The following is a 24,269-nucleotide window of genomic DNA, read 5'->3' as shown; positions in this document are numbered from 1 at the left end:
ATTCACGTTGAAATGAGCGAAATTAAGCATAACGCCCACACAGAAGGTACTGATGCGGTCTTTGAACTGCACAAAACCGTCGTTCTTGTTGGCATGATGGGGGCCGGAAAGACGGCTGTGGGCCGTGCTTTGGCCGCAAGGCTGGGTGTTCCCTTCCTCGACAGCGACGCCGAGATCGAATCGGCTGCCAATATGACCATCCCCGAGATATTTGAGCGTGATGGTGAACCGTTCTTTCGCGCCAAGGAAAGTCAGGTCATCGGACGTCTGCTGGACGAGGAAAAAGGCATCCTGTCAACTGGCGGCGGCGCTTTTCTTTCCGATCAGAACCGCCAGATGATCACTGAACGCGGGGTTTCGGTCTGGCTGCGGGCTGACTTGAAGGTGTTGTGGAACAGGGTCAAACATAAGGACACACGGCCTTTGCTGCGCACGGCTGACCCTTATGCGACCTTGCGCGCCTTGTATGAGGCCCGCGTCCCGGTTTATGCGCAGGCAGGGCTGACAGTTGAGTCCGATGGCGAAACCTCGATTGAAAATATGGTGGACCGGGTGGTGGAGTCGATGTTGACGCGCCCTGACGTATTGGAACGGAAGTAAATGCACCAAACCGTACATGTAGAGTTGGGCAAACGCTCGTATGACGTGGAAATCGGGCCTGACCTGCTGGAACAATCCGGCACGATGATTGCACCCTTGTTGCACCGGCCTAAGGTCGCCGTTCTGACGGACGAGAACGTGGCCGAGTTACATCTGAATGCGTTGCGGGATGGCCTGGCAACAGCTGGTATCGAGATGACCTCGCTGGCCTTGCCCGCAGGAGAAGCCACCAAAAGCTGGCCGCATTTCGAGCGCGCGGTTGAGTGGCTGTTGTCGGAAAAGGTAGAACGTCGCGACGTGGTTGTCGCCTTGGGTGGCGGGGTCATTGGTGATCTTGCGGGATTTGCTGCGGCCGTTTTGCGTCGCGGTGTCCGTTTCGTCCAGATACCGACCTCGTTGCTGGCGCAGGTGGACAGTTCTGTTGGCGGAAAAACCGGCATCAACGCTCCACAGGGCAAAAACCTGATCGGGGCATTCCATCAGCCGTCTCTGGTTCTGGCGGACACCTCGGTTCTGGGCACCATGACCCAACGGGATTTCCTGTCGGGCTATGGCGAGGTGGTCAAGTACGGCCTGCTGGGCGATGCAGAGTTCTTTGAATGGCTCGAAAGAAACGGTCCCGACGTTTCGGGTGGCGATATGGCCGCGCGCGTGCGTGCGGTTACACGCTCGGTTCAGATGAAGGCCGATATCGTAGCCCGCGACGAGACTGAGCAGGGCGACCGTGCGTTGCTGAACCTTGGACACACTTTCTGTCACGCGCTTGAAGCGGCCACCGGGTATTCTGATCGATTGCTGCACGGTGAAGGCGTTGCCATCGGCTGTGCACTGGCGTTTGAGCTGTCCTCTCGTCTTGGGCTGTGCTCGCAAGAGGATCCAAGTCGTGTGCGGGCACATTTGCGCGCGATGGGAATGAAAACCGATCTGGCGGACATTCCCGGAGATCTGCCGGATGCCGAAGCGCTGGTTGACCTGATGGCGCAGGATAAAAAGGTCATCGACGGCCAGCTGCGGTTTATTCTGGCGCGCGGGATCGGGCAGGCGTTCGTCACTTCGGACGTCCCAAGGGACGCTGTATTGTCCGTGCTGGAAGACGCCTTGGCAACGGTCTGATCAGCGTCCGCGGATCACCATCAATTCACCGATGTTTTCGCGGGTGATGTAGCCAACCATTGCGTCGGCCTGCGTGCAAACTGCGACGGCGGGAGCACCCTTGTGAAGTTTCTCCAGCACGGTTTCCAAGCCGGTGGTCAATTCAACACGCGGAATCTCGGTTTCCATGATCGAAGTTGCCAGATCGGACCGAGGTGCCTCTTGCGCCATGGCAGTAAACAGCGTGCCGCGCGCAATAAAACCAAGCAAGTCTCCATTCGGACCCAACACGGGGAACTCGTGTTGCGTGGTGTGAATGACGGCCTGTGCGGCGGTTGCAAGCGTGTCGTTGGGCGATAGGGAGTGAAACTCGGTAATCATAGCGTCGCGGGCCAGCACCCGCCGCGCGACCGAGCGCATGGCCACATCGTGACTTTCGGCATTGGCTGCGACGAACACGAAAACGGCGATCAAAACCAGCAGAGGGTTACCTGTACTCAGCCCGAGAAAACCAAACGCCACCGCCACGACCTGACCCGCAAGGGCGGCGATACGTGTGGCTTTTACCCGGTCCATCTTCAGACACAAAAATGCGCGGAATACCCGGCCGCCATCCATAGGGAAGGCCGGGATCATGTTGAATACGGCCAGCAACAAATTCACATAGGCCAGCCGGTTCAACAGTCCGGCACTGGTCGAATCGATCCGGGTCAGGGAGTCCAGTGTCATTCCGGCCCCCATGGCCATCAAAACGATCCAGATCACAATATTCACTGCCGGCCCGGCCAGAGCGACCCAGACTTCTTCCATAGGCTTCTCGGGCATCCGTTCGAGCCGGGCGAGCCCGCCGATGGGCAGCAATGTGATGTCAGGGGTTTTGATGCCATAGCGCCGCGCCATCAGCGCGTGGCCAAACTCATGCGCGACAACGCAGGCAAACAGGGCCAGAACAAAGATCAGGTTGTCGATCGCGGCGGGCACGCCGCCTTTGGAATAGGCGGCAAAGGCGACCCAGCCCAGTAGTAGGAAAAAGGTGACATGGACCCTCAGTTCCGACCCCAGTACCCGGCCGAGTGAGAAGGACCATGTCATGTTTCGTCTCCGTTTGCCTTAGAACGGAATCTCGTCGTCGTCGATTCCGCCGGATGCAGGGGCAGGAGCGCTGGACTGTCCGCCATAAGGATCGCCATAGCCGCCGCCCGCCTGACCGCCGCCATAGCTGCCTGACTGTCCGCCGCCGTAACCGCCTCCGCCTTCACCGCGTGCATCAAGCATAACAAGGGTCGAGCCGAACCCCTGAAGAACAACCTCAGTCGAGTAACGGTCCTGCCCAGATTGGTCCTGCCATTTGCGGGTCTGCAATTGCCCTTCGAGATAGACCTTCGAGCCTTTGCGCAGATATTGCTCCGCCACGCGGACAAGCCCTTCGTTGAAGATCGCGACCGAGTGCCACTCGGTGCGCTCACGACGCTCGCCGGTATTGCGGTCTTTCCAGGTTTCGGATGTTGCGATGCGCAGGTTGCATACTTTGCCCCCGTTTTGGAAATTCCTAACTTCAGGATCGCGGCCAAGATTTCCGACCAGAATGACCTTGTTGACTGAACCTGCCATATATTTCCCCGTTCTTGTCTGTGTCGAGCGCGCCCGAATCTGACGCGAAGTTTCTACGCGACCCTATACGGCCTGCGTCATGGTTAAAACACAGTTGATGTGTGCAACGGTTGGCAAGAAACTACCCAGGTTCTGTTTACCAAGCTTTTATTCTTGCATGAAATACCTATAATCATTCGGGTTCGAGAGCGAGCGGGATTGGCATAAATGCGTTTTCAAGTTGGTTGTTTTTCTGTTCTGTGCCTTGCGCTGGTTTCGGGTCCGGCTGCAGCTGACACCCTGTCCACCAAAAACCGTAAAGATATTTTCCTCAAACAATCCAAGATTCTGGACTCGCGCGCAGCCACTCAATATCGCGATTCTGAACGGCTGAAGCCAAAGACCGCGCAGCCGACTCAAGTCATCAAGCGATATAATGGTAAATATCGAGGCCAATACCTGACGCTGGCGCGGCAAGCAGCCCGGAAACACAGTGTCCCGGAAGAGTTGTTCTTGCGACTGGTGCAACAGGAAAGCGGATGGAACCCGCACGCGGTGTCTCACAAAGGGGCACTGGGTTTGGCGCAGCTGATGCCTGGAACCGCGCGTCTTTTGGGTGTGAACCCGCATGATCCGAAACAAAACCTGGAAGGCGGCGCCCGTTATTTATCGTGGCAGTACCGCAAGTTCAAATCCTGGCGTCTGGCGCTGGCGGCTTATAACGCCGGTCCGAAAGCCGTGGAAAAACACGGTGGCGTGCCGCCCTACAAAGAAACCCAGAACTATGTGAAAGTGATCTGGGGCGGCTGATCACCAGCCCACCCATGTCAGAAAAGAACCGGCGCTGTGGCCGGTTCTTTTCGTTTGGGTTGTTACTCGGCCGCGATTTTGATGACCGGCTCCATGCGGGCCAGAACGTCTTCGGACAGATGGCATTTGACCTGATGTCCGTCCGCCAGGGTTTTCACCGGCGGCACATCTTTCTCGCACAGCCCTCCAGGCACTTCGGATTTCCAGCGACAGCGCGTCTGGAAAGGGCACCCCGGGGGCGGGTTCATGGCCGAGGGGATATCACCATCCAGAACGATATGCGCTTTTTCAACCGACGTATCCGCGATGGGAACAGCACTCAGCAGAGCCTCGGTATAGGGGTGATAGGGCGGCGAGAACACCTGATCGGTGGTCCCCAACTCGACCACATGGCCCAGATACATCACCATCACCCGGTCGCTGAGATAGCGCACAATCGACAGATCATGGCTGATGAACAGCAAGGTGGTCTTGTGTTCGCGCTGAATCTCCATGAGCAGGTCGGTCACCGCCGCCTGAACAGACACATCCAAAGCAGACACAGGTTCGTCCGCGACGACGATCCGCGCATCGCCGGCAAAGGCGCGCGCGATACCGACGCGCTGTTTCTGTCCACCGGACAACTGACGCGGCATCCGCTCGGCAAAGGCGCGTGGTAGCTTCACCAAGTCCAACAATTCCAGCATGCGCTGTTTTCGTTCGGCCTCGGAATTGCCGACGCCAAAGATTTCCAACGCGCGGATGATCTGCCGCCCAACGGTCATCGAGGGGTTCAGAGTGTCAAACGGGTTCTGGAACACCATTTGAACTTCGCCCACGGTCTTGGCATCCCGCTCTTCGATCGGCACATCTTCGATGTTGCGGTTGTCCAGCAGGATTTGCCCATCTGTGGCCGTTTCAAGCCCCATCAAAACCTTTGCGAAGGTGGATTTACCACACCCAGATTCGCCCACAATCGCTAGCGTCTCGGATTCATGAGCCTCAAAGCTCAGTGTTTCGTTGGCTTTGACCACCTTTTTCTCACCGCCCCCGAACAACGCATTGGCGGCTACTTCATAGTACTTTTTGAGGTTGTCCATTTTCAGGACAACACGGCCGATTTCACCTTTTTCCTTCTTGTCCGCCAAAGTGATTGGGGCATTCCAGTCAATCTCTTTGTACTTCAGACAGCGCGTGTGGTGGCGGTCATTGCCTGGCACAGGCTCCATCAGAATGTTCTGCGCGTCGCAACGGCCTTCCTCGAAATAGTCGCAGCGCGGGCCAAAGTTACAGCCTGGCGGGCGTTCGTGGGGCAGGGGAAAGTTCCCCGGAATGGCCACCAGTGGGCGGGCGTTCTTGTCTGCCCCCGGCAACGGGATCGAGCGGAACAGCGCCTGCGTATAGGGGTGCTGCATCTCGTCGAATACATCGTGTATTGAGCCGCGCTCGACTGCCTCACCCGAATACATCACGCAAAGCCGGTCACAGGTTTCCAGAACCAGACCAAGGTTGTGCGAGATGAACAGCATCGAGGTGCCGTATTTCTTGCCCAAATCCCTGACCAGTTCGACTACGGCGGCCTCAACCGTCACATCCAGTGCGGTGGTCGGTTCATCCAGAATCAACAGCGCCGGCTTCGACATCAGCGCCATTGCGATCACGATACGCTGCTGCTGCCCCCCTGACAGCTGATGGGGGAACGAATTCAGCATCCGCTCGGGGTCGGGCAGGCGTACGTCCGTCACCACTTCCAAAGCCCGTGCATAGGCCTCTTCTGCGCCGACTCCCTCGTGGATCATCGGCACTTCCATCAATTGCTTGCCGATCTTCATCGCCGGGTTCAGCGAGGCCATCGGCTCCTGATAGATCATCGCGATCTCATTGCCGCGGATGTCGCGCAATTCATCCGCACTCATCTCGGCTAGATCGCGCCCTTTAAACTTGATTGTTCCCCCGACAACCCGCCCGTTCTTGCCAAGGTCCTGCATGACCCCAAGTGCCACAGTGGATTTGCCGCAACCGGATTCTCCGACCAGTCCAACAGCCTCGCCGGGCTGTACGCTGACCGAAAAATCCATCACGGCGGGAATTTCCCGAAGGCGGGTGAAGAAAGAAATCGACAGTTTGTCGATCTCAAGGATCGGGCCGTCATATTCCGCCAATTTGTTCATCTTGTATCTCCTCGCGAGAGTCCGGGGATCCCCTTCATCTGGCTAAAAATATCCTTGGGGTCCGGGGGCAAAGCCCCCGGTCACTCTCACATCAGTCCTTCAGGCTTTCTTCGCGCAGGCCATCTGCCAGCAGGTTCAGACCAAGAACCAGCGACAGCAAGGCAAAGGCAGGTGGAAGGGCAGGGTGCAGGTAGATCGACAACAGCTTGCGCCCTTCGTTGATCGTGGAACCCCAGTCCGGGCTTTCCGGCGGCAATCCCAATCCGAAGAAACCCAAGGTTCCCAACAGGATCGTGGTATAGCCGATACGCAGACAGAAATCGACGATCAGCGGACCTCGTGCATTGGGCAGGATTTCCCACAGCATGATGTACCACGGGCCTTCGCCACGGGTCTGTGCCGCCGCCACGTAATCCCGCGTTTTGATGTCCAGCGCGAGGCCGCGCACGATGCGGAACACCGTAGGCGAGTTCACGAAGACAACCGAGACGAACACCACAAGAATCCCGCCTGGGATATCGAACAGGTCCAGATAGGTCGGCAGACCCCAAATGCTGTAGTCATCCGTGTTGATGACGTAACCACCGGTCGAAATCAGCGACAGATACAACCACAGCGCGATACCGAGAACCCCGATCAATAGCGGAGTGCGGAAATTCGGGCGGGTATAATACCGCGAGTTTAGCAGAACGCCGATAAACAGTATCGGGAACACGAACAAAACGGCCGCCATATAGTTCGGCACACCTGTCGCCACGATTTCCGGCGTGACCAGCAAGTAGAACAGCAGGATGACCGGGAAAGCCAGGATCAGATTGGCCAGGAACGACAGGAAAGTATCCAGACGTCCGCCATAGTACCCGGCCGGCAGGCCCAGAGTGATCCCGACCATGAAAGCAAACATGGTCGCAAGCGGAGCGATCTGAACTACGATCCACGCACCTTTGACCATTCGGCTAAAGACGTCGCGGGCAAGGTTGTCGCCGCCCAGAAGGTACCAGGCATACTCACCTTCTTCGGGGCTTGGCAGCGGTGTTCCCGGTACTTTGTTCTTCATGCCCGATACTTGAACCAAAGGGTCATGTGTGATGATAAGATCAAGCGCGCCGAAGATGCCGGTGAAGACCCAGAACATCACAAGGCCAAAACCGATCATGCCGATGGGGCTGTCGAACAGTTTGCCGTAAAGGCCGAGGCGACGTTTGAAGGCAATCGACATTGCAAACAGGATGATCAGCGACAACCACACAGGAAGAAACTGCTGCGAGATCGCTCCGATTATCCCGGCACTGGTCCCCATCAGGATGCCAAGGACGATGTAGGCCAAGGCAAGCGCGACACAGGCAGAAAAGCTGTATCTCAGGGCCTTTTGTGTTAGCCCACGTAGCCCGTTGCCGCCGCTTATGGTGCCATCGATATTCACGCTCATCGGGGATTCGGGCAGTACAATGCTGCCGATAATCCAAACGACAATTGATACGATCAACGCGGCAAGCGCGATCATCAGGATAGGGTTCAGAATGGCGATAGAGCCGGTCCAGCTTAGAGGTTCCATGATCTATCTCCCTTAAGAAATACGGATGCGCGGGTTGAGGTAGACATAGCCGATATCGGAGATCAGCTGCGTCACCAGCACGACAAAGACCGACACGACCGAAATCGCCAGCAAGAGCTGAATGTCGTTGTTGCCTGCAGCCTGTACCAGTGCCCAACCGAAACCTTTGTAGTTGAACAGGGTTTCAACAATCACCACGCCATTCAGCAGCCATGGGAACTGCAGCATGATGACGGTAAAGGGCGCGATCAGCGCGTTTCGCAGCGCGTGCTTCATAACGATGTTGCCAAAGGAAACACCTTTAAGCCGCGCGGTTCGGATGTACTGCGCCGTCATGACCTCGGTCATCGACGCGCGGGTCATCCGGGCGATATAGCCCATCCCGTACAGTGAGATGGTCAGTACCGGCAGGAAGAAGTTCTCGAAGGTTGGGTTGTCCATCGCTGACGTCGCCGTGCCCTTGAACCATTTCAGGCCGACGGTCGACGACGTGAAGATCGCGATGAAGATCACGCCCGACACATATTCCGGCGTCGCCGTGGTAATGATCGAGAATGTGGACAGGGACCGGTCCAATGCTGATCCTTCGCGCATCCCGGCCAACACACCCACCAGCAGCGCAGATGGCACCATCAAAACCAGAACCCAGAACATAAGATAGCCGGTATTGCCGAGACGTATACCAACGATTTTGCCGACATCATCCTTGAAAACGGTTGAGTAACCCCAGTCACCCTGCAATACGCCGCAATATCTGGGAGTCGTTTCCTCGGTCGATCCCGGGCGGGTACACGTTCCAAGGAACGTTCCGTCGTCAAGTGTCTTGGAAAAGCCAGGGAGAACGCCCAGCCATTGACCGTACTTGACGAGAGTCGGTTGCAGATAGCCGCGATTGTCCAACCAGGTCTCAACCTGTTCGTCGGACATCCGCTGGTTGCCCTGCGTTTTCGCAAGCTTTTCCAGGTTCGGGTAGAGGTTGGTCAGAAAAAAGACCACGAAAGTCAGGCACAATGCAGTAAGAAGCATGACGCCGAACCGTCGGAGGATGAATAGTCCCATGATGGCCCCTGTTGTTCGGGTGTTCCGCAGATCATTGGACCATTGTCTGGCCTCGGACATCCGACCCCGTGTCGGCCTGTCTGCGGCTGGAAAGGGGCGCCCAGTTCAGGCGCCCCCAATAACGTCTGGCAGGTTTTAGGCCGCCCAGCCCCACTTATAGTGGTGGTGCTCGAAGGACACGTGCATGTCGGTGCCAACAAGCCCGTCCTTCATGTGGCGGTACAGCGAACGCCAGTATGGCTGAATGGTCACGCCTTCTTCCTGGATCATCGCCTCGCCCTTGGCGACCACTTCACGGCGCTTGTCGGCATCCGCGATGGCCAGTGCTTCGGTCAGAAGCGCGTCAAACTCGGCATTTGCCCAGCCGAATTCGTTCCAGGCTTCACCGGTACGATAGGCCAGAGCCCAGATTTGCACGCCCAGTGGACGGTGGTTCCAGTTGGTCGAGCTGTAGGGGTATTTCGCCCAGTCGTTCCAGAAGGTGTTACCCGGCAGAACGGTCCGCTTGACCTTGATACCCGCGTCACGCAGCTGCGCTGCAACCGCGTCGGTGGTGTTCCGGCGCCAGTCGTCATCGATCGAGATCAGCTCGTGCTCGAAATCGATCATTCCGGCTTCTTCCATCAGCGCACGTGCGCCTTCCGGGTCCACTTTCTGCGGTGGCAGTTCGTAGTAGTCCGGGTGGATCGGACCAACATGGTGGTTTTCCGCAGGCGAACCGCGGCCGCCATAGCCCAGTTCCAGACAGATCGAGTTATCAACCGCCATTTGCAGAGCCTGGCGCACACGCTTGTCTTCGTATGGCTTCTTACCGTCAATTTCAGCCAGCTGGTTCGGACGAATGACGATTGTATTCATGGTGACAACTTCGGACTTCACATAGCCGAGGCTGTCCATCACGTCGATGAATTCACCAACCGATTCATACAGCATGTCGACTTCGTCGGATTCCAGTGCGGCCAGCCATGCGGACGGGTCGGTGCCGTAGTCAATGTAGACGATGCTGTCCAGCGCCGGGCGACCAAAGATCTCTTCGCCCCACCAGGTGTGGTTCTCGTTGCGAACGAGGGTGGCTTTCACGCCGACTTCCAATTCCTGCACCAGATAGGCGCCGGTGCCCACATTGTTGAGCAGATCGGTTTCACTGAACGAGCTGTGTACGATAGCTGCCGGATAGTCCGCCATGCCCGCAATCAGCGAGATGTCAGAGGCTGGCAGGTTCAGTTTGACGGTGTTGGCATCGACAACCTCGATTGCGCCGTCAATCGCTTGACCGGATTCCGGATCGATCAGCGTCGCGAAACGACCTGCCATCGAATTGGTTTCCGAACTCTTGTCACACCAGCGCCCGATGTTGCGGGCCACATCTTCAGAGGTGAAGTCGTCGCCGTTATTCCATTTGACGCCCGGGCGGACTTTCAGTGTGTAAACTGTTGCGTCGTCGTTGACTTCCCAGCCCTCCAGCAACATGCCGCGGAACGTACCGTCCGAGTTGTACTCGACCAGATACTCGAGCGTGCCGCGGGTGACGTTTGCGATCTGCGACCAGTCATAGGTGCGTGGGTCCTTCAGGGCGCGCACTTCCTGCTGAACGCGCAGGGTGCCGCCTTCTTTCTTTGCGTCTTCACCGGCCGCACGTGCCGGGGCGGCCAGTCCGATCATGCCATAGGCTGCGGCCGCGGTGACCCCAAGACCGGTGGTACGGGTCAAAAACTCGCGCCGGTTCAGTTTGCCGTCCCGATATTCCTGTGCGTGCATTTCTGCCGCCCAGTGCATCGGTGCTCCGGTCATTGTTTGATTATTCATTAACGTTACTCCCTGTGAGACAGTATTTTTTGGATGAAGTGTTGAACCGCTCAGGTCGGAATGCTCCAGCCGGCAGGTTCATTGGTCTTCTGATCTCGGATTTCGGACATCCCCATGACCGACATTCGGCACCAGAATTTGGGTGAGGTCAATGTTCGAAATCGTCATTCGAGGTACAAAAACGACATTGACGGGCTGAGTTTAACGCTATCAGCTTTTTCAGCCCCAAGGGAATCTCTTGGCAGGTTCAGTTTCGCGGCGGTGGATTCGCCGTGAATTCCTTGAACATGAGTTCGCGATCAGTGCGACTTCAACCGCATCAGGTATCACTTTGATAAGTCAACCCGATTCCAACTTTTCATGCGGGCGCGAAACCAGGTGCGCTGTCGTTTGGCGAATTGGCGGGTCGAAATCGTGGCCCGTTCGCGGGCTTCATCCAACGTCATGGTGCCGTCGATATAGGCCATCAACTCGGGTACTCCGATGGCCTTGAATGCCGGAAGCGACGGATTATAGCGGTCCCGCATCCTTTCAACCTCGGTCAATGCACCAGTGTCCAACATCAGGTCAAAGCGGCGCGTGATGCGATCCAAAAGCCATTGTTTATCTACGTCAAAAACGATGGGCACTGTGTTCTTCAGGTCCAAAACTGGGGGCGGTGTTGCGTCTTGCCAGTCACTGAGGTTTCGACCGGTGGCATTGTACACTTCCCATGCCCGCTGAACACGGGCGCGGTTTTGGGTGTCGATCCGGGCCAGAGTCTGCGTATCCACACCCGCGATAAGAGTCTGCAAGGTCAGGCTGTCCGCCTCGGCCCGGATTTCGGACGGTGTAGGTGGAATATCGGCCATACCTTCGGTCAGCGCAGAAAAATACAGGCCGGTGCCCCCAACAATGATGGGGCGTGCGCCGCCGGTCAGCAGTGGTTTCACTTCGCGCAGCCAATGGCCGGTGGAGTAGTCTTGGTCATATGAGATATGTCCATACAGAAGATGCGGCGCGCGGGCTTCCTCTTCAGCAGACGGGCGGGCGGAAATCACGCGCCAGCAATCGTAGACCTGGCTGGCATCGGCATTCACGATAACGCCGCCGAACTGCTCGGCGATCAACAAGGCAAGGGCGGACTTTCCAGATGCAGTGGGGCCTGCAATCAACACAGGTTTCCCATCAGGAATGGGGGGCAGGTGGTCCAATATCTGCGATCTCGCGGGTTCGGTCATCTCGGACTGCCTCATTCCTTACCAATCGCATTGAACCTGCGACCGTTTTGCTTCATTTTGCGCCTGAAAATAAACCCGTGCCAGCCCGGAGCGCAACATGACCATTTCCCCGACCACCGACACCGCCGAAACCACAAAGGCAAGGTATGATCGCGTAATGCTGAAAATCTCGGGCGAGGCGCTTATGGGCGATCAGGGGTTCGGCCTGCATCCGCCCACAGTTCAGCGCATCGCGCAAGAGATCAAATCGGTGCACGATCTGGGCGTCGAGATCTGCATGGTGATTGGCGGCGGGAATATCTTCCGCGGTCTCAGCGGATCGGCACAGGGGATGGAACGGACTACGGCTGATTACATGGGCATGCTGGCAACGGTCATGAACGCGCTGGGGATGCAGTCCGCGCTGGAAGAAATCGGCGTTTTCACCCGGGTAATCTCAGCCATCCGCATGGACGAGGTGTGCGAGCCCTACATTCGCCGCCGTGCCGTGCGCCACCTTGAGAAAAAGCGGGTCTGCATCTTTGCCGCCGGAACCGGAAACCCGTATTTTACCACCGACACTGCCGCGACCCTGCGCGCCAATGAAATGGCATGTCAGGCGATCTTCATGGGTAAGAACGGCGTCGATGGTGTTTATGATAAGGACCCCAAGGAACACGCGGATGCCGTGCGGTACGACACCGTCAGCTATGATGATGTTCTGGCCAAACGCCTGCGGGTCATGGACGCGTCGGCCATTGCACTGGCGCGCGACAACAATCTGCCGTTGATTGTCTTCGGGCTGGACGAACCGGGCGGGTTCCGGGGCATTTTGGCCGGTGAGGGGACCTACACCAAAGTTCAGGGCTAAACCGCTTTACATTTTGCTTAAAAGCCGGGTTTGGATGCCCGGCTTTTTTGTGCGCGTTTAGCAAACCTGAACGCTTGACGAACCATGTCAGTCCTTGCAATTTGACCGCGTTCCCGCGCCGGACCGGTAGCGGGGGCTGTCTGCGCCTATCGCGCGGACTGGGCTGGAAGACCTGCCATGATTTCTGAGGGTTTCGAAATCATGCTCGGACACCTCTTGAATGAACGCGCATGATTAAGGAGAGACGTGCCATGAGCACTCTGGATATCAATTTTGTCCGGTCACAGTTTCCGGCCTTTTCCGAGCCCAGCCTGCAAGGGCAGGCATTCTTCGAAAACGCTGGTGGGTCATACACTTGCAAGCCAGTGCTCGATCGCCTGATGCGGTACTACACACAGCGCAAAGTTCAACCCTATGCCCCCTATGAGGCCAGCCGTCTGGCGGGTGAGGAAATGGACAAAGCCCGCGCACGCATGGCGGCCATTTTGGGTGTTGAGACGGATGAGCTGAGCTTTGGCCCTTCGACCACGCAGAACACCTATGTCCTGGCGCAGGCATTTCGCCAATGGATGCAACCGGGCGAGGCCATTGTTGTCACCAATCAGGATCATGAGGCAAATTCAGGTCCGTGGCGGCGGCTAGCGGACGAGGGGATCGAAATCCGCGAATGGCAGATTGATCCCGAAACCGGGTCGTTGAATCCGATGGATCTGGAAAACCTGCTGGACGAAAACGTGCGTCTGGTGTGCTTTCCCCATTGCTCGAACGTGATCGGAGAGATCAACCCGGTGACTGAGATCACTGCGATTGCTCATGCCGCGGGGGCGTTTGTGTGCGTGGACGGGGTGTCCTACGCGCCACACGGGTTTCCGAATGTGGGTGATCTGGGGCCGGACATCTATCTGTTTTCGGCCTACAAAACATACGGACCGCATCAGGGATGTATGGTCATCCGGCGTACGCTAGGGGAAATGTTGCCGAACCAAGGGCACTACTTCAACGGCGACGTGCTGTACCAACGGTTTACTCCGGCGGGACCGGACCATGCCCAGATCGCGGCCAGCGCGGGGATGTCGGACTATATTGATCTGCTGTGCGACCATCATGGTGGGCCAACCAGCGAAGCGGCTGAGCGTGGTTCATTCACCCATGATCTGATGCGCTCGCACGAGGTCGCATTGCTGCAACCGGTTCTGGATGCGGTCAAAGACCGCAATGCCGTTCGCCTGATCGGAACATCCGATGCCAGCCGCCGCGCCCCAACCGTGGCCTTGGCGCTGAACCGCAATGCCGAAGCCGTTGCCGCCGATCTGGCTGGATATGGCGTCATGGCTGGTGGCGGAGATTTCTATGCCGTGCGTCCGTTAACCGCGATGGGGGTCGATCTGGATCAAGGCGTGCTGCGGGTCAGTTTTACGCACTATACGTCTCAACAGGAAATAGATCAGCTTTTGAATGCACTAGACGACGTTTTGTGATCCAATTCCGCCTCTGCTTCGTAACCGAAGAAAGAAGAAAAGAGCAGGGCGGACATGGAACAGCAGCGGTCACCGATCATCATGTGGTTCCGACGGGATTTGCGCCTGTCGGACCATCCCGCACTGAGCGCCGCGGTTGAGAGCGGGCGACCGATCATACCAGTTTTTATTTTGGACGACACCGTCCAGGCTTTGGGCGCAGCTCCGAAATGGCGGCTTGGTTTGGGCCTTAATGTCTTTGCGCGGACGCTGGAACTGGCTGGCAGCCGCCTGATCTTGCGGCAAGGGGATGCGCTGACCGTTCTGCTGCAGCTTGTCATCGAAACTGGTGCAAGCAGCGTTTACTGGACCCGCGCATATGACCCTGACGCCATTGCCAGAGATACGAAAATCAAAACAGCGCTGACCGACCAGAATGTCACCGTTAAATCCTTCGCCGGCCATCTTTTGTTCGAGCCTTGGACCGTGGCGACGAAAACAGGGCAGCCGTTCCGCGTGTTCACGCCGATGTGGCGTTCTGTGCGCAGCCGCGACGTTCCGATGCCCAGCGATGCTGTGGCCCATCTCAGATCGCCTGCGACGTGGCCTGTTTCCGAAAATCTCCAAGATTGGCATCTGGGCACGCAGATGCGCCGCGGAGCATCCGTGGTCACACGCCATGTCCGACCGGGTGAAACCGCAGCTTTTGAGGCGTTACATCAATTTCTGGACCGCATCGCCGCCTATTCAGATCATCGGGATCGCATGGACTTGGACGGAACATCTAACCTTTCCGAGTATCTTTCTTTGGGTGAAATAGGCCCGCGCAGTGTCTGGCACGCAATTCAGCGGGCCGGGATGACGGGAGTTCAGGGGGGCGAACCCTATTTGCGCCAATTGGTCTGGCGCGAATTTGCTTATCACCTGATGTATCATACTCCATCCTTGGTCAGCGGAAATTGGAAGCCGGAGTGGGATAGATTTCCCTGGAACACTGATGCGGACCAGCCCGAAGTTCTCGCTTGGAAGCAGGCCAAAACCGGCGTCCCGGCAGTCGATGCCGGGTTACGGCAGATGTATGTGACCGGGCGAATGCACAATCGGGCCCGGATGATCGTAGCGAGTTACCTGACCAAGCATCTGATGACCCATTGGAGAATTGGCATGGATTGGTTCGCGGATTGTCTGGTCGACTGGGACCCGGCGGCAAACGCGATGGGCTGGCAATGGGTTGCAGGGTCGGGGCCCGATGCCTCGCCATTCTTTCGCATCTTCAATCCGCAAACACAGCAGGAAAAGTTCGATCCGCAATCGGACTTCGTTCGGCAATGGATTGCCGAGGGGCAGAGCAATCCACCGGCAACAGCGCTGGCGTATTTTGATGCGGTTCCGAAGTCATGGAACCTCAGTCCAGGGGACCCATACCCGCAACCCGTTGTCACTTTGGCGGCCGGTCGGGCGCGTGCATTGGCGGCCTATGAGGGCCGAAAAAACCAGTAACGAATTGAAAACTTGCCACAAACACAAACTCGGCCTAGCCTGTTTGCGCGGCCGCACAGGGGAGAGCGGATGACTTTGATGACCACCGAGGGGCAGAAAGACCTGCCCAGATACTTTGCGCAAGTATTCAAAATGGTTAGCCGGATGCAGTCCGGCCGATTGGACATCGGACTACCGGATGGTCGTGTTTTCCGAACCGAGGGCACCAAACCCGGGCCGGTTGCGCGTGTGGATATCCACAATCCAGACGTTTTCGCCCGCCTGGTCCGCGAAGGTGAACTTGGTTTTTCCGACGCATATCTGGAAGGTGACTGGAGCACGCCGGACCTGCGATCCTTTATGGACCTGGTGCATATGGGCAATGAAACGGTCTATGATGATTTCACCGGCAAAGTCCTCGTGCAGATGTATGAGCGGCTACGATTCTGGTTGCACCGCAATAACCGGACACAGGCCAAAAAGAACATCTCGTACCATTATGATCTGGGCAATGATTTCTATAGTTTGTGGCTTGATGACACGATGACCTATTCCAGCGCTCTGTTCGAAACAGGGCAGGAAAGTCTGGAAAAGGCGCAGACCGCAAAATATGCCAGTCTGGTTGATGAAATGGGCGCAAAACCCGGAGATCATATTCTTGAGATTGGCTGCGGCTGGGGTGGCTTTGCTGAATACGCTGCGAAAGAGCGTGGCCTGCGGGTCACAGGTCTGACGATCAGTCAAGAGCAGTTGAAGTTTGCGAGGCAGCGTATTGAAAATGCTGGACTTTCAGATTTGGTAGAATTCAAATTGCAGGATTACCGGGATGAACGTGGCCAGTATGACGGAATCGCATCGATCGAGATGTTCGAAGCAGTAGGTCAAAAGTACTGGCCTGTTTATTTCGACACTGTGCGTGAGCGGTTAAAACCCGGGGCGCAAGCGACGTTGCAAATTATCACCGTCGCAGATCATAGATGGGATGTATATCGTAACGGTATTGATTTTATTCAGAAATATATTTTCCCGGGCGGCATGCTTCCGGCACCTTCCATTTTGAAGGAACAAGTTGCTCAGGCGGGTTTGAATGTCGTTAATTCGAAAGAATTTGGTAAAAGCTATGATCTGACCCTGCGCCGCTGGTATGACACGTTCAACGACAAGTGGGACGAAATCTCGGAAATGGGCTTTGATGAGCGTTTTCGCCGCATGTGGAATTATTATTTGACCGCCTGCGGAGCAGCCTTTGACACCGGCAATTGCGATGTGACACAGATCACTATAGCGAAACCGAGTTAAGGAACGGACTTCAGAAATGCCCACTGCCTCAAAGCTTGTTGCCGGCTTATGCCTTTTGATCGTGGCGTTCTTGGTTTCGAGTATGGTCATCGAAAACGGTGATGAAGGTAAGAACTACGGTATGTTCACCTATGTAAACATGGCTTTGGGCGTGATTTGCGGTTGGTGGATCATGGGCAAGCGTGCCGGCCGGGGCTGGACTGCCGCAATCAACAACGGCTTGACCGGAATGGCGGCGCTGGTGTTCTGGGGCCTGTTTGTTCAGGGTGTCAACGAAATGCTCCGTCTGGCAATGCGCCATCGGTATGACGGCCCGTTCGAGGCGCTGATCTCTATCTTTAAAATCGGCGTTGAATATGGTCAGCAACTTGTGGTGCCCGAAATCTTGTGGACTTTGGTCATTGGGGCTTTGGTCACTGGGCTGGTCACCGAGGAAGCAGCCCGCCGGTGGCGGTGAGCTAACAACTTAAAGTACGAAAGAACCCAACAGTGTCAGATCTGTTCTTTTATGGCACGCTGCGGCACTTGCCATTGCTGGAGCTTGTCTTGGGACGTCCAGCGTCCAAACTTGAATTTGCCCAAGCCACGCTGAAAGATCATGCAGTCCATAGCGTGCAGGATCAGGCCTTTCCCATGATTGTTCCTGAGGAAGGCAGTCTGGCCAAAGGATTATTGCTCCGGGGATTGAGTGAGGAAGATCAGAACCGTTTGGTCTTCTACGAGGGTGGCTTTGATTACGACCTGCGCGCGCAGACAGTTGATTTGGCCGACGGATCCAACGCGCAAGCCCTTGTTTTCTATCCGGAGCCGGGGCTTTGGAACCGCGGCGACCTTTGGTCCCTGCAGGGTTGGTTGGATGAGTGGGGCGCGATGACAATGCTCGCCGCGCAAGAGGTTATGGGGTTTTACGGCAAGGTCGATGCGGGACAGATTGCGCGCAGCTTTCCGTCGATCCGGACGCGTGCATGGGCGAAGCTGGCTGCGCGTCAACGTACGACAGGCGATGCACGAGACACCGCCAATGACGTCATCGTGCACGACCGTAATCCGGCATATGTCAATTATTTCGGGATGGAAGAAGTCGCGTTACAGCATCGCCAGTACGATGGCTCAATGGGCAAAGTGCTGAACCGCAGTAGCCTGATGCAGGGCAGCGCCGTGATCGTCCTGCCATATGATCCCGTGCGGGACACGGTGCTGTTGGTCGAACAATTCAGGGCACCGATCTTTCTGGCTGAGGATCCTGAACCCTGGATGTGGGAGCCAGTTGCTGGAATGATCGACCCAGGCGAAACGCCGGAACAGGCGGCCCTGCGCGAGGCCGAAGAAGAAGCCCAGATTGCGTTGAACAGGTTGGAATATGCGGGCGGCGCGTATTCCTCCAGCGGGTCATCGACCGAATATCTAAACCTTTATGTCGGGCTGGCTGATCTGACCAAGACTATCGAAGATGGTGGGTTGGCAACGGAGGGTGAGGATATCCGAACCCAGATTCTGCCTTTCAGTGAATTCATGGACAGGATTGACAGTCATGGGTTCAAGGATTTGCCGCTTTTGGCGGTGGCCCATTGGCTTGCACGTCACCGTGAGCGCCTGCGCGGATGATTTTCGCCGCTTGTGGTCGTCGCGCACCACAGGTAAATCTGCGTTGATCCGAAATGAAATGAGGGCGCCATGCGCATTGCACGAGACCTTGCCGACGCAGTCGGAAAAACCCCGCTGATCCGCCTGCGTCGCATCAGCGAAGAGACCGGGTGCGAGATTCTCGGCAAGGCCGAATTCATGAACCCCGGCCAGTCGGTCAAGGATCGTGCGGCGCTTTACATCATCCGCGATGCCATTGCGCGTGGCGACCTGAAACCAGGCGGCACCATTGTCGAAGGTACGGCGGGTAACACCGGGATCGGTTTGGCGCTTGTTGGTGCGTCGATGGGGTTCAAGACCGTCATTGTCATCCCGGAAACGCAGTCCGAAGAAAAAAAGGACATGCTGCGACTAGCTGGGGCTCAGCTGGTTCAGGTTCCGGCCGCACCGTATCGCAACCCCAACAATTTCGTACACTATTCCCGTCGTCTGGCCGAAGAACTGGCGCAGACCGAGCCCAATGGCGCGATCTGGGCCAACCAGTTCGACAATGTGGCGAACCGTCAGGCGCATGTGGAAACGACCGGTCCCGAAATCTGGGAACAGACCGATGGCAAAGTTGACGGGTTCGTCTGTGCCGTGGGGTCGGGCGGTACATTGGCGGGCGTGGCCGATGCGTTGCAGCCCAAAGGCGTCAAGATCGGTCTGGTCGATCCGATGGGGGCTGGGCTGTATTCGTATTACACCACCGGCGAAATCGCGATGGAGGGCGGCTCGATCGCCGAAGGCATCGGTCAGGTGCGTATCACCAAGAACCTTGAGGGGTTCAAACCTGACTTTGCTTATCAGATGACGGACAACGAGGCGCTGCCTTACATCTTTGATCTGCTGCGCGATGAAGGCCTGGTCATGGGCGGTTCAACCGCCATTAACATGGCTGGTGCGGTACGTCTGGCCAAAGATCTGGGTCCGGGCCACACCGTCGTGACCATCCTGTGTGACTATGGCACCCGCTATCAGTCCAAGCTGTTCAACCCGGACTTCCTGCGTGAAAAGGAATTGCCTGTCCCGGACTGGATGACCGAAGCTCCGCGCAGCATCCCCGGCGTTTTTGAGGACGTGTGATGCTGCGGCAGGTTCGCCTGTTTCTGACCCTTGTCGCAGTATGTATTGCGATGCTGTGCGGCCCCGCTGCCGCGCAGCTTACAGATCGTCAAAGCGAATATTATCAGGGCTGGGTCAAAACGGCGGACCGTGCCGAGACGGTGATCGAGGCCGATCGCGCGTCGAACGCGTCGCTCGAAAACCTGCGCGCCGAGATCAACGAATACCGGGACGATTTCAACCGGGCACGCGGTGCAAACACCGAACGTATCCAGACGCTTGAAAATCAGATCAAGGCTCTTGGTGCAGCGCCCGAAGGCGACGCGATCGAACCGGAAGACATTGCCACACTACGAAAGCACCTAGACGAGCAGCTGAACAGTTTGCGCGTCCCGCAGATCATCTCGGAAGAGGCATTCAGCCGGGCCAATGGCCTTATATCCGAGATAGACAAACTATTGCGGGACCGTCAGGCGAAAGAACTTTTAGAGCGCGGACCGTCGCCCCTGAACCCCACCCATTGGCGGCCTGCTTGGGTTGATGTGAACGAAGCTGCGCAAGCGTTGTTCAACGAAGCGCTGCGGAACCTGAGAACTGACGTCGTTCATGAACGTTTGCGTTCCCGTGGCCTGGGTATTCTGGCGTTGGTTTTCGTCGCCGGCGTGCTGTTGTTTTACGGCAAGCGGTGGTCGGAAGCCGCTGGTGCGCGTTTGCGAGCCCTGGGGGGGCAGGGAAGTGGCGTATGGACGTTCCTGACCTCGTTGCTGCGCATTATCCTCCCTTGGTTCGGTGTCTGGCTTCTGGTTCAGGCGGTCGTGATGACAGGCGTTCTGGGGCTGCGCGGAACGTTGTTGATGGAGAACGTGCCGTATTGGGCGGCGATCATCCTGTTTTATGACTGGATTGGTCGACAGGTTTATGTGCTGCAAGCGGCGCAGGGGTTCAGAAAACTGTCCCGCCAGAAAGTCACTGAGTTACGCGTCTACCTCGACCTTCTTGCGGGGCTCATGATCCTGCATGAACTGGTGAACCTGTTCGATCAGATCGAAAATATTTCGGATGCGACGCGCGCTGTCGTCGTCTTTCCGGTCATCGTCGCAACAGCTTTGATTCTACTGCGCGTCCGTCGCGTCCGCAGTGTTGATGTCCCGGTCGATGCAGATGAGCCGTCTGCAACGGCCCGCGCTGCTGGGTTCAGCCAACTGGTCGAATTCATTCGACGCGCTTTGTTCTTCCTGGGGATCGCCAGCCCGATATTGGCAATGCTGGGGTATACGAATGCGGCTGAGGCAATCGTTTTCCCCGCTGTGCGTTCGTTGGTTCTGATTGCCGCGCTGGTCATAGTTCAGCGCTTCCTGACGTCTGTTTACGGATGGCTCGGCGGGCATGGCGAAAAGGCCAAGGATTCGCTGTTTTCGGTTCTCATCGGCTTTGCAATGGCCATTCTGGCCATGCCAGTCCTCGCGCTTTATTGGGGCGCGCGTAAAACCGACCTGCTAGAGGTCTGGTCGCGCCTGCTGCAGGGGTTCGATATCGGCGGCGTAACGATCGCGCCCAGCAACTTCTTTACCTTCCTTGTCATTTTTGCCGTCGGTTATGGCCTTACCCGGATGCTGCAAAGCGGGCTGCGCAATTCGCTGCTGCCAAAGACCAGTATTGATCCCGGCGGACAAAACGCGATTGTTTCGGGCACCGGGTATGTCGGTATTTTCCTGGCCGCGCTGGTTGCGATAACGATTGCCGGTTTCAACCTGTCATCGCTGGCTATTGTTGCCGGTGCGTTGTCAGTCGGGATCGGCTTTGGTCTGCAGACCATCGTGTCGAATTTTGTGTCGGGCATTATCCTTTTGGTCGAACGCCCAATCTCGAAAGGGGATTGGATCGACGTGAATGGGATGATGGGGTACGTCCGTGATATTTCCGTCCGGTCCACGCGGATCGAGACGTTTGACCGCACGGATGTGATCGTTCCGAACTCGGACCTGATCAGCGGCGTTGTCACGAACTATACACGCGGCAATACGATCGGGCGGGTGATTGTACCGGTCGGCGTCGCCTATGGTACTGATACCCGAATGGTGGAGAAGATTCTGGGCGAAATCGCGAATTCACACCCGATGGTTCTGGCGAATCCAGCGCCCAGTGTGGTGTTCCAGGGGTTTGGCGCAGATTCGCTGGACTTTGAAATCCGGGCCATCCTGCGCGATGTGAACTGGGTGCTTTCAGTCAAATCCGACATGAACCACGAGATCAACCAGCGCTTTGTCGAAGAGGGGATCGAAATCCCGTTTGCACAGCGCGATCTCTGGTTGCGTAACCCCGAGGTGTTGCAGGGCAGCGAAGCCCAACCCAGCAAGAACACCGACGAAATACCGTCCGCAGAGCCATCCACAAATCCCGTCGAGATGACCGAGGGCGATTTGGCTGATGGTGACGGCGACGAGATTTAAACACCTTTGCAAGGCTTTCGATTTCAGGTGAAATTTCACCTCAATGGGGCCTTGCAAATCCCTCGGCGATAGTTCAAATAACGCCGGCACGGAGAGGTGGCCGAGTGGTCGAAGGCGCACGCCTGGAAAGTGTGTAGGCGGGAGACCGTCTCCAGGGTTCGAATCCCTGTCTCTCCGCCACAATCCCCTATCAACATTTATCCAGCCGCGTTTTTACGTGAATCCGTCAATCCCTGGATTTCGACCAGCGCAGAAGTAGGTTGGCCGCGATTGGCGCGCCGATGATCACGACGACAATGCGCGCCAGGTGGTGTGTGACCACATAGCCCAGATCCGCCCCTGATACGATGGCCAGCACTGTCATCTCTGCCTGACCGCCCGGTGCAAAAGCTAGAAAGGCTTCGACCGGATGGCCCAGCCCCAGCGTGGTGACCACTGCCGTGAAAGCAGCGGCCAGAACGGCCAGCAAGATCACATAGGTGAACCCAGCCGCCACGACGCGTGTGAGTTCCGACCACGTGATGCCGACGAACTTGACGCCGATCCCACAGCCGATGAAGAATTGGGCGAACAGGATCGCCTCGCGCGGGGGGGCGGGTATGGATGAAATCCCCAAGCGATAAGGCCGCTGTCAGGATTAATGGTCCAAGAATCGAGGCACCGAAAAGCCCGATCTTCTCTCCACCTTTCCAGCCGACAAAAACTGCGACCGCCATGAGTATCAGTTCATGCAAGGGTAGGGCCGAGGCAGGTTCGCCCAACGGGTTGGTCAGTTCGGCACCTTAAAACAAAGTCAGGAACAAAGGGGCAAGGGTGACGATAATCAATACGCGCGTCCCGTGGATCAGAGACAGGGTTCGCGGATTGGCACCGGCCTCGGCTCCAAAGATAACCATGTCCTGAAAGCCGCCCGGCATGGCCGCAAAAAACGCAGTTTTGTCGTCAAAGCCCCAGAATTTACGAAAGAACGGCACACCAACCATTGCAATCAGCAGGATAAATACCGGTATCAGCAAAAGGGACGCCGCCATCTTTGGAAGTTCCGCGAACAGGCTGGGTGTGATCGACGCCCCGACCGCGACGCCAAGAATGGTTCTGGACGTGACCGAGATTTGCCCGAAATCTCGCATGGGTGCGTGTGCCAAAGCGGCAATCAAACACGCTGACATCGGCCCGAACAGAAAAGGGCAGCGGCAGGTTCAACGCCCAAAAAACTGCAGTTCCCAACATAGCCAAAGTCAGCGTGACTTACCGTTGCAACAGCGGGGACAAATGAAGGCTTGAAGCGGTCAAGGATAGTGTCCGATTTCGTTGAATAAGATGTGTATCCAAATGTATACAAAGATATCCAATATGCAAGATTGAGATTGATGAAACTCAAGAAGATCCTTATCAGACCGGCCCGCAGGGGAGTTCCGCTTATCAGCGTTTGCTGGATGAAATTCGCGAGGGCGTTTTGTTGCCAGGTGACAGGCTCAGAGAGATCGAGCTGTCCGAAAGACTGGGTGTCAGCCGAACACCTGTGCGCGAAGCGATACGGCAACTCGAAGCGGATGGGTTGGTTACGCATGTCCCTAGGCTGGGCGCAACGGTTCGCAGCCTGAGCTATTCGGAAGTCATGGAGCTGTACGAAATGCGCGCCGTACTTGAGGGCACGGCGGCACGTTTGGCGGCACGCTCGGCTTCGGATGTGGAGCCGGACGAACTGAATGTCCTGAACAATCGCCTTGCCGAGGCTGGCACCGGTCCGGTGGCCGCCCAGTTGAACCGTATTTTCCATGCTACACTATTGGATGCCGCCAAAAACCGCTTTCTCACAAAGTCGATGCTATCGCTGCAAAAGGCGCTGTTGATATTGGGCCCGTCCCAAATGCTGGACGGTCAGCGCGCAGACGATGCCGCGGATGAGCATCGCCGTGTGATGGAAGCCTTGCAGGCTCGTGACGGCGACGCAGCCGAGCTGGCGATGCGCGCCCATGTTCATGCGGCCCAGCGGATGCGTATCCGCGCTTTGCAGAAACGGGACCGCGCAATTGATCAGACCTGATCTGAGGAGTTGATCGTCCTACCTCTTGGTCCTAGGCTCTTTCGCCAAACCACTCCTCCCATCCGCAGAAGTCGACGGAAAATCCGGCCATCGTGGAGGTCGTTGTTTAGGCTTTTC

19 protein-coding genes, 1 tRNA gene and 1 pseudogene are annotated in these 24,269 nt (G+C 56.8%); 13 read left to right on the top strand and 8 right to left on the bottom strand.

The features are described 5' to 3' along the window. Positions 1 to 12 precede the first annotated feature (12 nt). Both AC2FFP_RS05695 and aroB read left to right on the top strand, forming a co-directional pair. On the top strand, positions 13 to 600 hold the full coding sequence (locus AC2FFP_RS05695) for a shikimate kinase (RefSeq protein ID WP_058277741.1): 588 nt from the start codon (positions 13 to 15) through the stop codon (positions 598 to 600). Continuing rightward, positions 601 to 1,713, top strand: a complete 1,113-nt coding sequence (aroB, locus tag AC2FFP_RS05690) for a 3-dehydroquinate synthase (RefSeq protein WP_496766579.1) — start codon at positions 601 to 603, stop codon at positions 1,711 to 1,713. Here aroB and AC2FFP_RS05685 read toward each other — a convergent pair whose 3' ends face one another. Then, the gene (locus AC2FFP_RS05685; RefSeq protein WP_496766574.1) at positions 1,714 to 2,784 is read right to left on the bottom strand and encodes a site-2 protease family protein; all 1,071 of its coding nucleotides are present in this window, start codon (positions 2,782 to 2,784) and stop codon (positions 1,714 to 1,716) included. A gap of 18 nt (positions 2,785 to 2,802) precedes the next feature. Next, the gene (gene ssb, locus AC2FFP_RS05680; RefSeq protein WP_496766572.1) at positions 2,803 to 3,303 is read right to left on the bottom strand and encodes a single-stranded DNA-binding protein; all 501 of its coding nucleotides are present in this window, start codon (positions 3,301 to 3,303) and stop codon (positions 2,803 to 2,805) included. A 207-nt stretch (positions 3,304 to 3,510) separates the two neighbouring features. Here ssb and AC2FFP_RS05675 point away from each other — a divergent pair, with 207 nt between their 5' ends. Next, positions 3,511 to 4,092 (top strand): lytic transglycosylase domain-containing protein, encoded by a 582-nt coding sequence (locus tag AC2FFP_RS05675; RefSeq protein ID WP_496766570.1) that lies wholly within the window; start codon positions 3,511 to 3,513, stop codon positions 4,090 to 4,092. A gap of 62 nt (positions 4,093 to 4,154) precedes the next feature. Here AC2FFP_RS05675 and AC2FFP_RS05670 read toward each other — a convergent pair whose 3' ends face one another. From AC2FFP_RS05670 to miaA, 5 genes are all read right to left on the bottom strand, one after another. Beyond that, positions 4,155 to 6,242: a dipeptide ABC transporter ATP-binding protein gene (locus AC2FFP_RS05670; RefSeq protein ID WP_496880799.1), complete on the bottom strand. Its 2,088-nt coding sequence runs from the start codon at positions 6,240 to 6,242 to the stop codon at positions 4,155 to 4,157. 91 nt (positions 6,243 to 6,333) lie between these two features. Further along, on the bottom strand, positions 6,334 to 7,797 hold the full coding sequence (locus AC2FFP_RS05665; RefSeq protein ID WP_496722469.1) for an ABC transporter permease: 1,464 nt from the start codon (positions 7,795 to 7,797) through the stop codon (positions 6,334 to 6,336). Between the two features lie 12 nt (positions 7,798 to 7,809). Beyond that, positions 7,810 to 8,856: an ABC transporter permease gene (locus AC2FFP_RS05660; protein ID WP_496704324.1), complete on the bottom strand. Its 1,047-nt coding sequence runs from the start codon at positions 8,854 to 8,856 to the stop codon at positions 7,810 to 7,812. 135 nt (positions 8,857 to 8,991) lie between these two features. Then, a complete protein-coding gene (locus AC2FFP_RS05655) occupies positions 8,992 to 10,662 on the bottom strand; it encodes an ABC transporter substrate-binding protein (RefSeq protein ID WP_496843949.1) in 1,671 nt (556 codons plus the stop codon). A gap of 326 nt (positions 10,663 to 10,988) precedes the next feature. Beyond that, entirely contained in the window at positions 10,989 to 11,882 is an 894-nt protein-coding gene (miaA, locus tag AC2FFP_RS05650; RefSeq protein WP_496880798.1) for a tRNA (adenosine(37)-N6)-dimethylallyltransferase MiaA, read from the bottom strand. 97 nt (positions 11,883 to 11,979) lie between these two features. On the opposite strand from miaA, the gene pyrH reads away from it, so the two are divergent. The 9 genes from pyrH (at position 11,980) to AC2FFP_RS05605 (ending at position 22,285) form a co-directional block, all read left to right on the top strand. Continuing rightward, positions 11,980 to 12,732, top strand: coding sequence for a UMP kinase (gene pyrH / locus AC2FFP_RS05645; protein WP_058273777.1), 753 nt, complete (start codon positions 11,980 to 11,982; stop codon positions 12,730 to 12,732). Positions 12,733 to 12,983: 251 nt separating this feature from the next. Next, positions 12,984 to 14,210 (top strand): aminotransferase class V-fold PLP-dependent enzyme, encoded by a 1,227-nt coding sequence (locus tag AC2FFP_RS05640; protein WP_496880797.1) that lies wholly within the window; start codon positions 12,984 to 12,986, stop codon positions 14,208 to 14,210. Between the two features lie 54 nt (positions 14,211 to 14,264). Continuing rightward, positions 14,265 to 15,689: a cryptochrome/photolyase family protein gene (locus tag AC2FFP_RS05635; RefSeq protein ID WP_496880796.1), complete on the top strand. Its 1,425-nt coding sequence runs from the start codon at positions 14,265 to 14,267 to the stop codon at positions 15,687 to 15,689. A gap of 69 nt (positions 15,690 to 15,758) precedes the next feature. Beyond that, complete coding sequence (locus AC2FFP_RS05630) at positions 15,759 to 16,967, top strand: class I SAM-dependent methyltransferase (RefSeq protein WP_496880795.1); 1,209 nt, start codon at positions 15,759 to 15,761, stop codon at positions 16,965 to 16,967. 16 nt (positions 16,968 to 16,983) lie between these two features. Beyond that, on the top strand, positions 16,984 to 17,424 hold the full coding sequence (locus AC2FFP_RS05625; RefSeq protein WP_496722483.1) for a TrgA family protein: 441 nt from the start codon (positions 16,984 to 16,986) through the stop codon (positions 17,422 to 17,424). 32 nt (positions 17,425 to 17,456) lie between these two features. Beyond that, positions 17,457 to 18,572: an NUDIX domain-containing protein gene (locus tag AC2FFP_RS05620; protein ID WP_496880794.1), complete on the top strand. Its 1,116-nt coding sequence runs from the start codon at positions 17,457 to 17,459 to the stop codon at positions 18,570 to 18,572. A 69-nt stretch (positions 18,573 to 18,641) separates the two neighbouring features. Then, the gene (locus AC2FFP_RS05615) at positions 18,642 to 19,676 is read left to right on the top strand and encodes a cysteine synthase A (RefSeq protein ID WP_496766554.1); all 1,035 of its coding nucleotides are present in this window, start codon (positions 18,642 to 18,644) and stop codon (positions 19,674 to 19,676) included. Then, positions 19,676 to 22,105, top strand: coding sequence for a DUF3772 domain-containing protein (locus AC2FFP_RS05610; RefSeq protein ID WP_496766552.1), 2,430 nt, complete (start codon positions 19,676 to 19,678; stop codon positions 22,103 to 22,105). Before AC2FFP_RS05615 ends, AC2FFP_RS05610 begins: the two co-directional genes overlap by 1 nt. Before the next feature lie 90 nt (positions 22,106 to 22,195). Then, positions 22,196 to 22,285, top strand: a tRNA-Ser gene (locus AC2FFP_RS05605). 46 nt (positions 22,286 to 22,331) lie between these two features. Here AC2FFP_RS05605 and AC2FFP_RS05600 read toward each other — a convergent pair. After that, positions 22,332 to 23,335 (bottom strand): annotated as a pseudogene (locus AC2FFP_RS05600) (AbrB family transcriptional regulator). Between the two features lie 106 nt (positions 23,336 to 23,441). On the opposite strand from AC2FFP_RS05600, the gene AC2FFP_RS05595 reads away from it, so the two are divergent. Beyond that, the gene (locus tag AC2FFP_RS05595; RefSeq protein ID WP_496844047.1) at positions 23,442 to 24,152 is read left to right on the top strand and encodes a GntR family transcriptional regulator; all 711 of its coding nucleotides are present in this window, start codon (positions 23,442 to 23,444) and stop codon (positions 24,150 to 24,152) included. Positions 24,153 to 24,269 lie beyond the last annotated feature (117 nt).

The sequence above is a fragment of the Ruegeria sp. YTSC004 genome, from assembly GCF_059609805.1.
This window is presented reverse-complemented; position numbering and strand designations above follow the sequence as displayed.

Bases quoted from the DNA above. Each gene is read 5' to 3' on its own strand.
- AC2FFP_RS05695 (WP_058277741.1), top strand. From the start codon at position 13: ATGAGCGAAATTAAGCATAACGCCCACACAGAAGGTACTGATGCGGTC.
- aroB (WP_496766579.1), top strand. From the start codon at position 601: ATGCACCAAACCGTACATGTAGAGTTGGGCAAACGCTCGTATGACGTG.
- AC2FFP_RS05685 (WP_496766574.1), bottom strand. From the start codon at position 2,784: ATGACATGGTCCTTCTCACTCGGCCGGGTACTGGGGTCGGAACTGAGG.
- ssb (WP_496766572.1), bottom strand. From the start codon at position 3,303: ATGGCAGGTTCAGTCAACAAGGTCATTCTGGTCGGAAATCTTGGCCGC.
- AC2FFP_RS05675 (WP_496766570.1), top strand. From the start codon at position 3,511: ATGCGTTTTCAAGTTGGTTGTTTTTCTGTTCTGTGCCTTGCGCTGGTT.
- AC2FFP_RS05670 (WP_496880799.1), bottom strand. From the start codon at position 6,242: ATGAACAAATTGGCGGAATATGACGGCCCGATCCTTGAGATCGACAAA.
- AC2FFP_RS05665 (WP_496722469.1), bottom strand. From the start codon at position 7,797: ATGGAACCTCTAAGCTGGACCGGCTCTATCGCCATTCTGAACCCTATC.
- AC2FFP_RS05660 (WP_496704324.1), bottom strand. From the start codon at position 8,856: ATGGGACTATTCATCCTCCGACGGTTCGGCGTCATGCTTCTTACTGCA.
- AC2FFP_RS05655 (WP_496843949.1), bottom strand. From the start codon at position 10,662: ATGAATAATCAAACAATGACCGGAGCACCGATGCACTGGGCGGCAGAA.
- miaA (WP_496880798.1), bottom strand. From the start codon at position 11,882: ATGACCGAACCCGCGAGATCGCAGATATTGGACCACCTGCCCCCCATT.
- pyrH (WP_058273777.1), top strand. From the start codon at position 11,980: ATGACCATTTCCCCGACCACCGACACCGCCGAAACCACAAAGGCAAGG.
- AC2FFP_RS05640 (WP_496880797.1), top strand. From the start codon at position 12,984: ATGAGCACTCTGGATATCAATTTTGTCCGGTCACAGTTTCCGGCCTTT.
- AC2FFP_RS05635 (WP_496880796.1), top strand. From the start codon at position 14,265: ATGGAACAGCAGCGGTCACCGATCATCATGTGGTTCCGACGGGATTTG.
- AC2FFP_RS05630 (WP_496880795.1), top strand. From the start codon at position 15,759: ATGACTTTGATGACCACCGAGGGGCAGAAAGACCTGCCCAGATACTTT.
- AC2FFP_RS05625 (WP_496722483.1), top strand. From the start codon at position 16,984: ATGCCCACTGCCTCAAAGCTTGTTGCCGGCTTATGCCTTTTGATCGTG.
- AC2FFP_RS05615 (WP_496766554.1), top strand. From the start codon at position 18,642: ATGCGCATTGCACGAGACCTTGCCGACGCAGTCGGAAAAACCCCGCTG.
- AC2FFP_RS05610 (WP_496766552.1), top strand. From the start codon at position 19,676: ATGCTGCGGCAGGTTCGCCTGTTTCTGACCCTTGTCGCAGTATGTATT.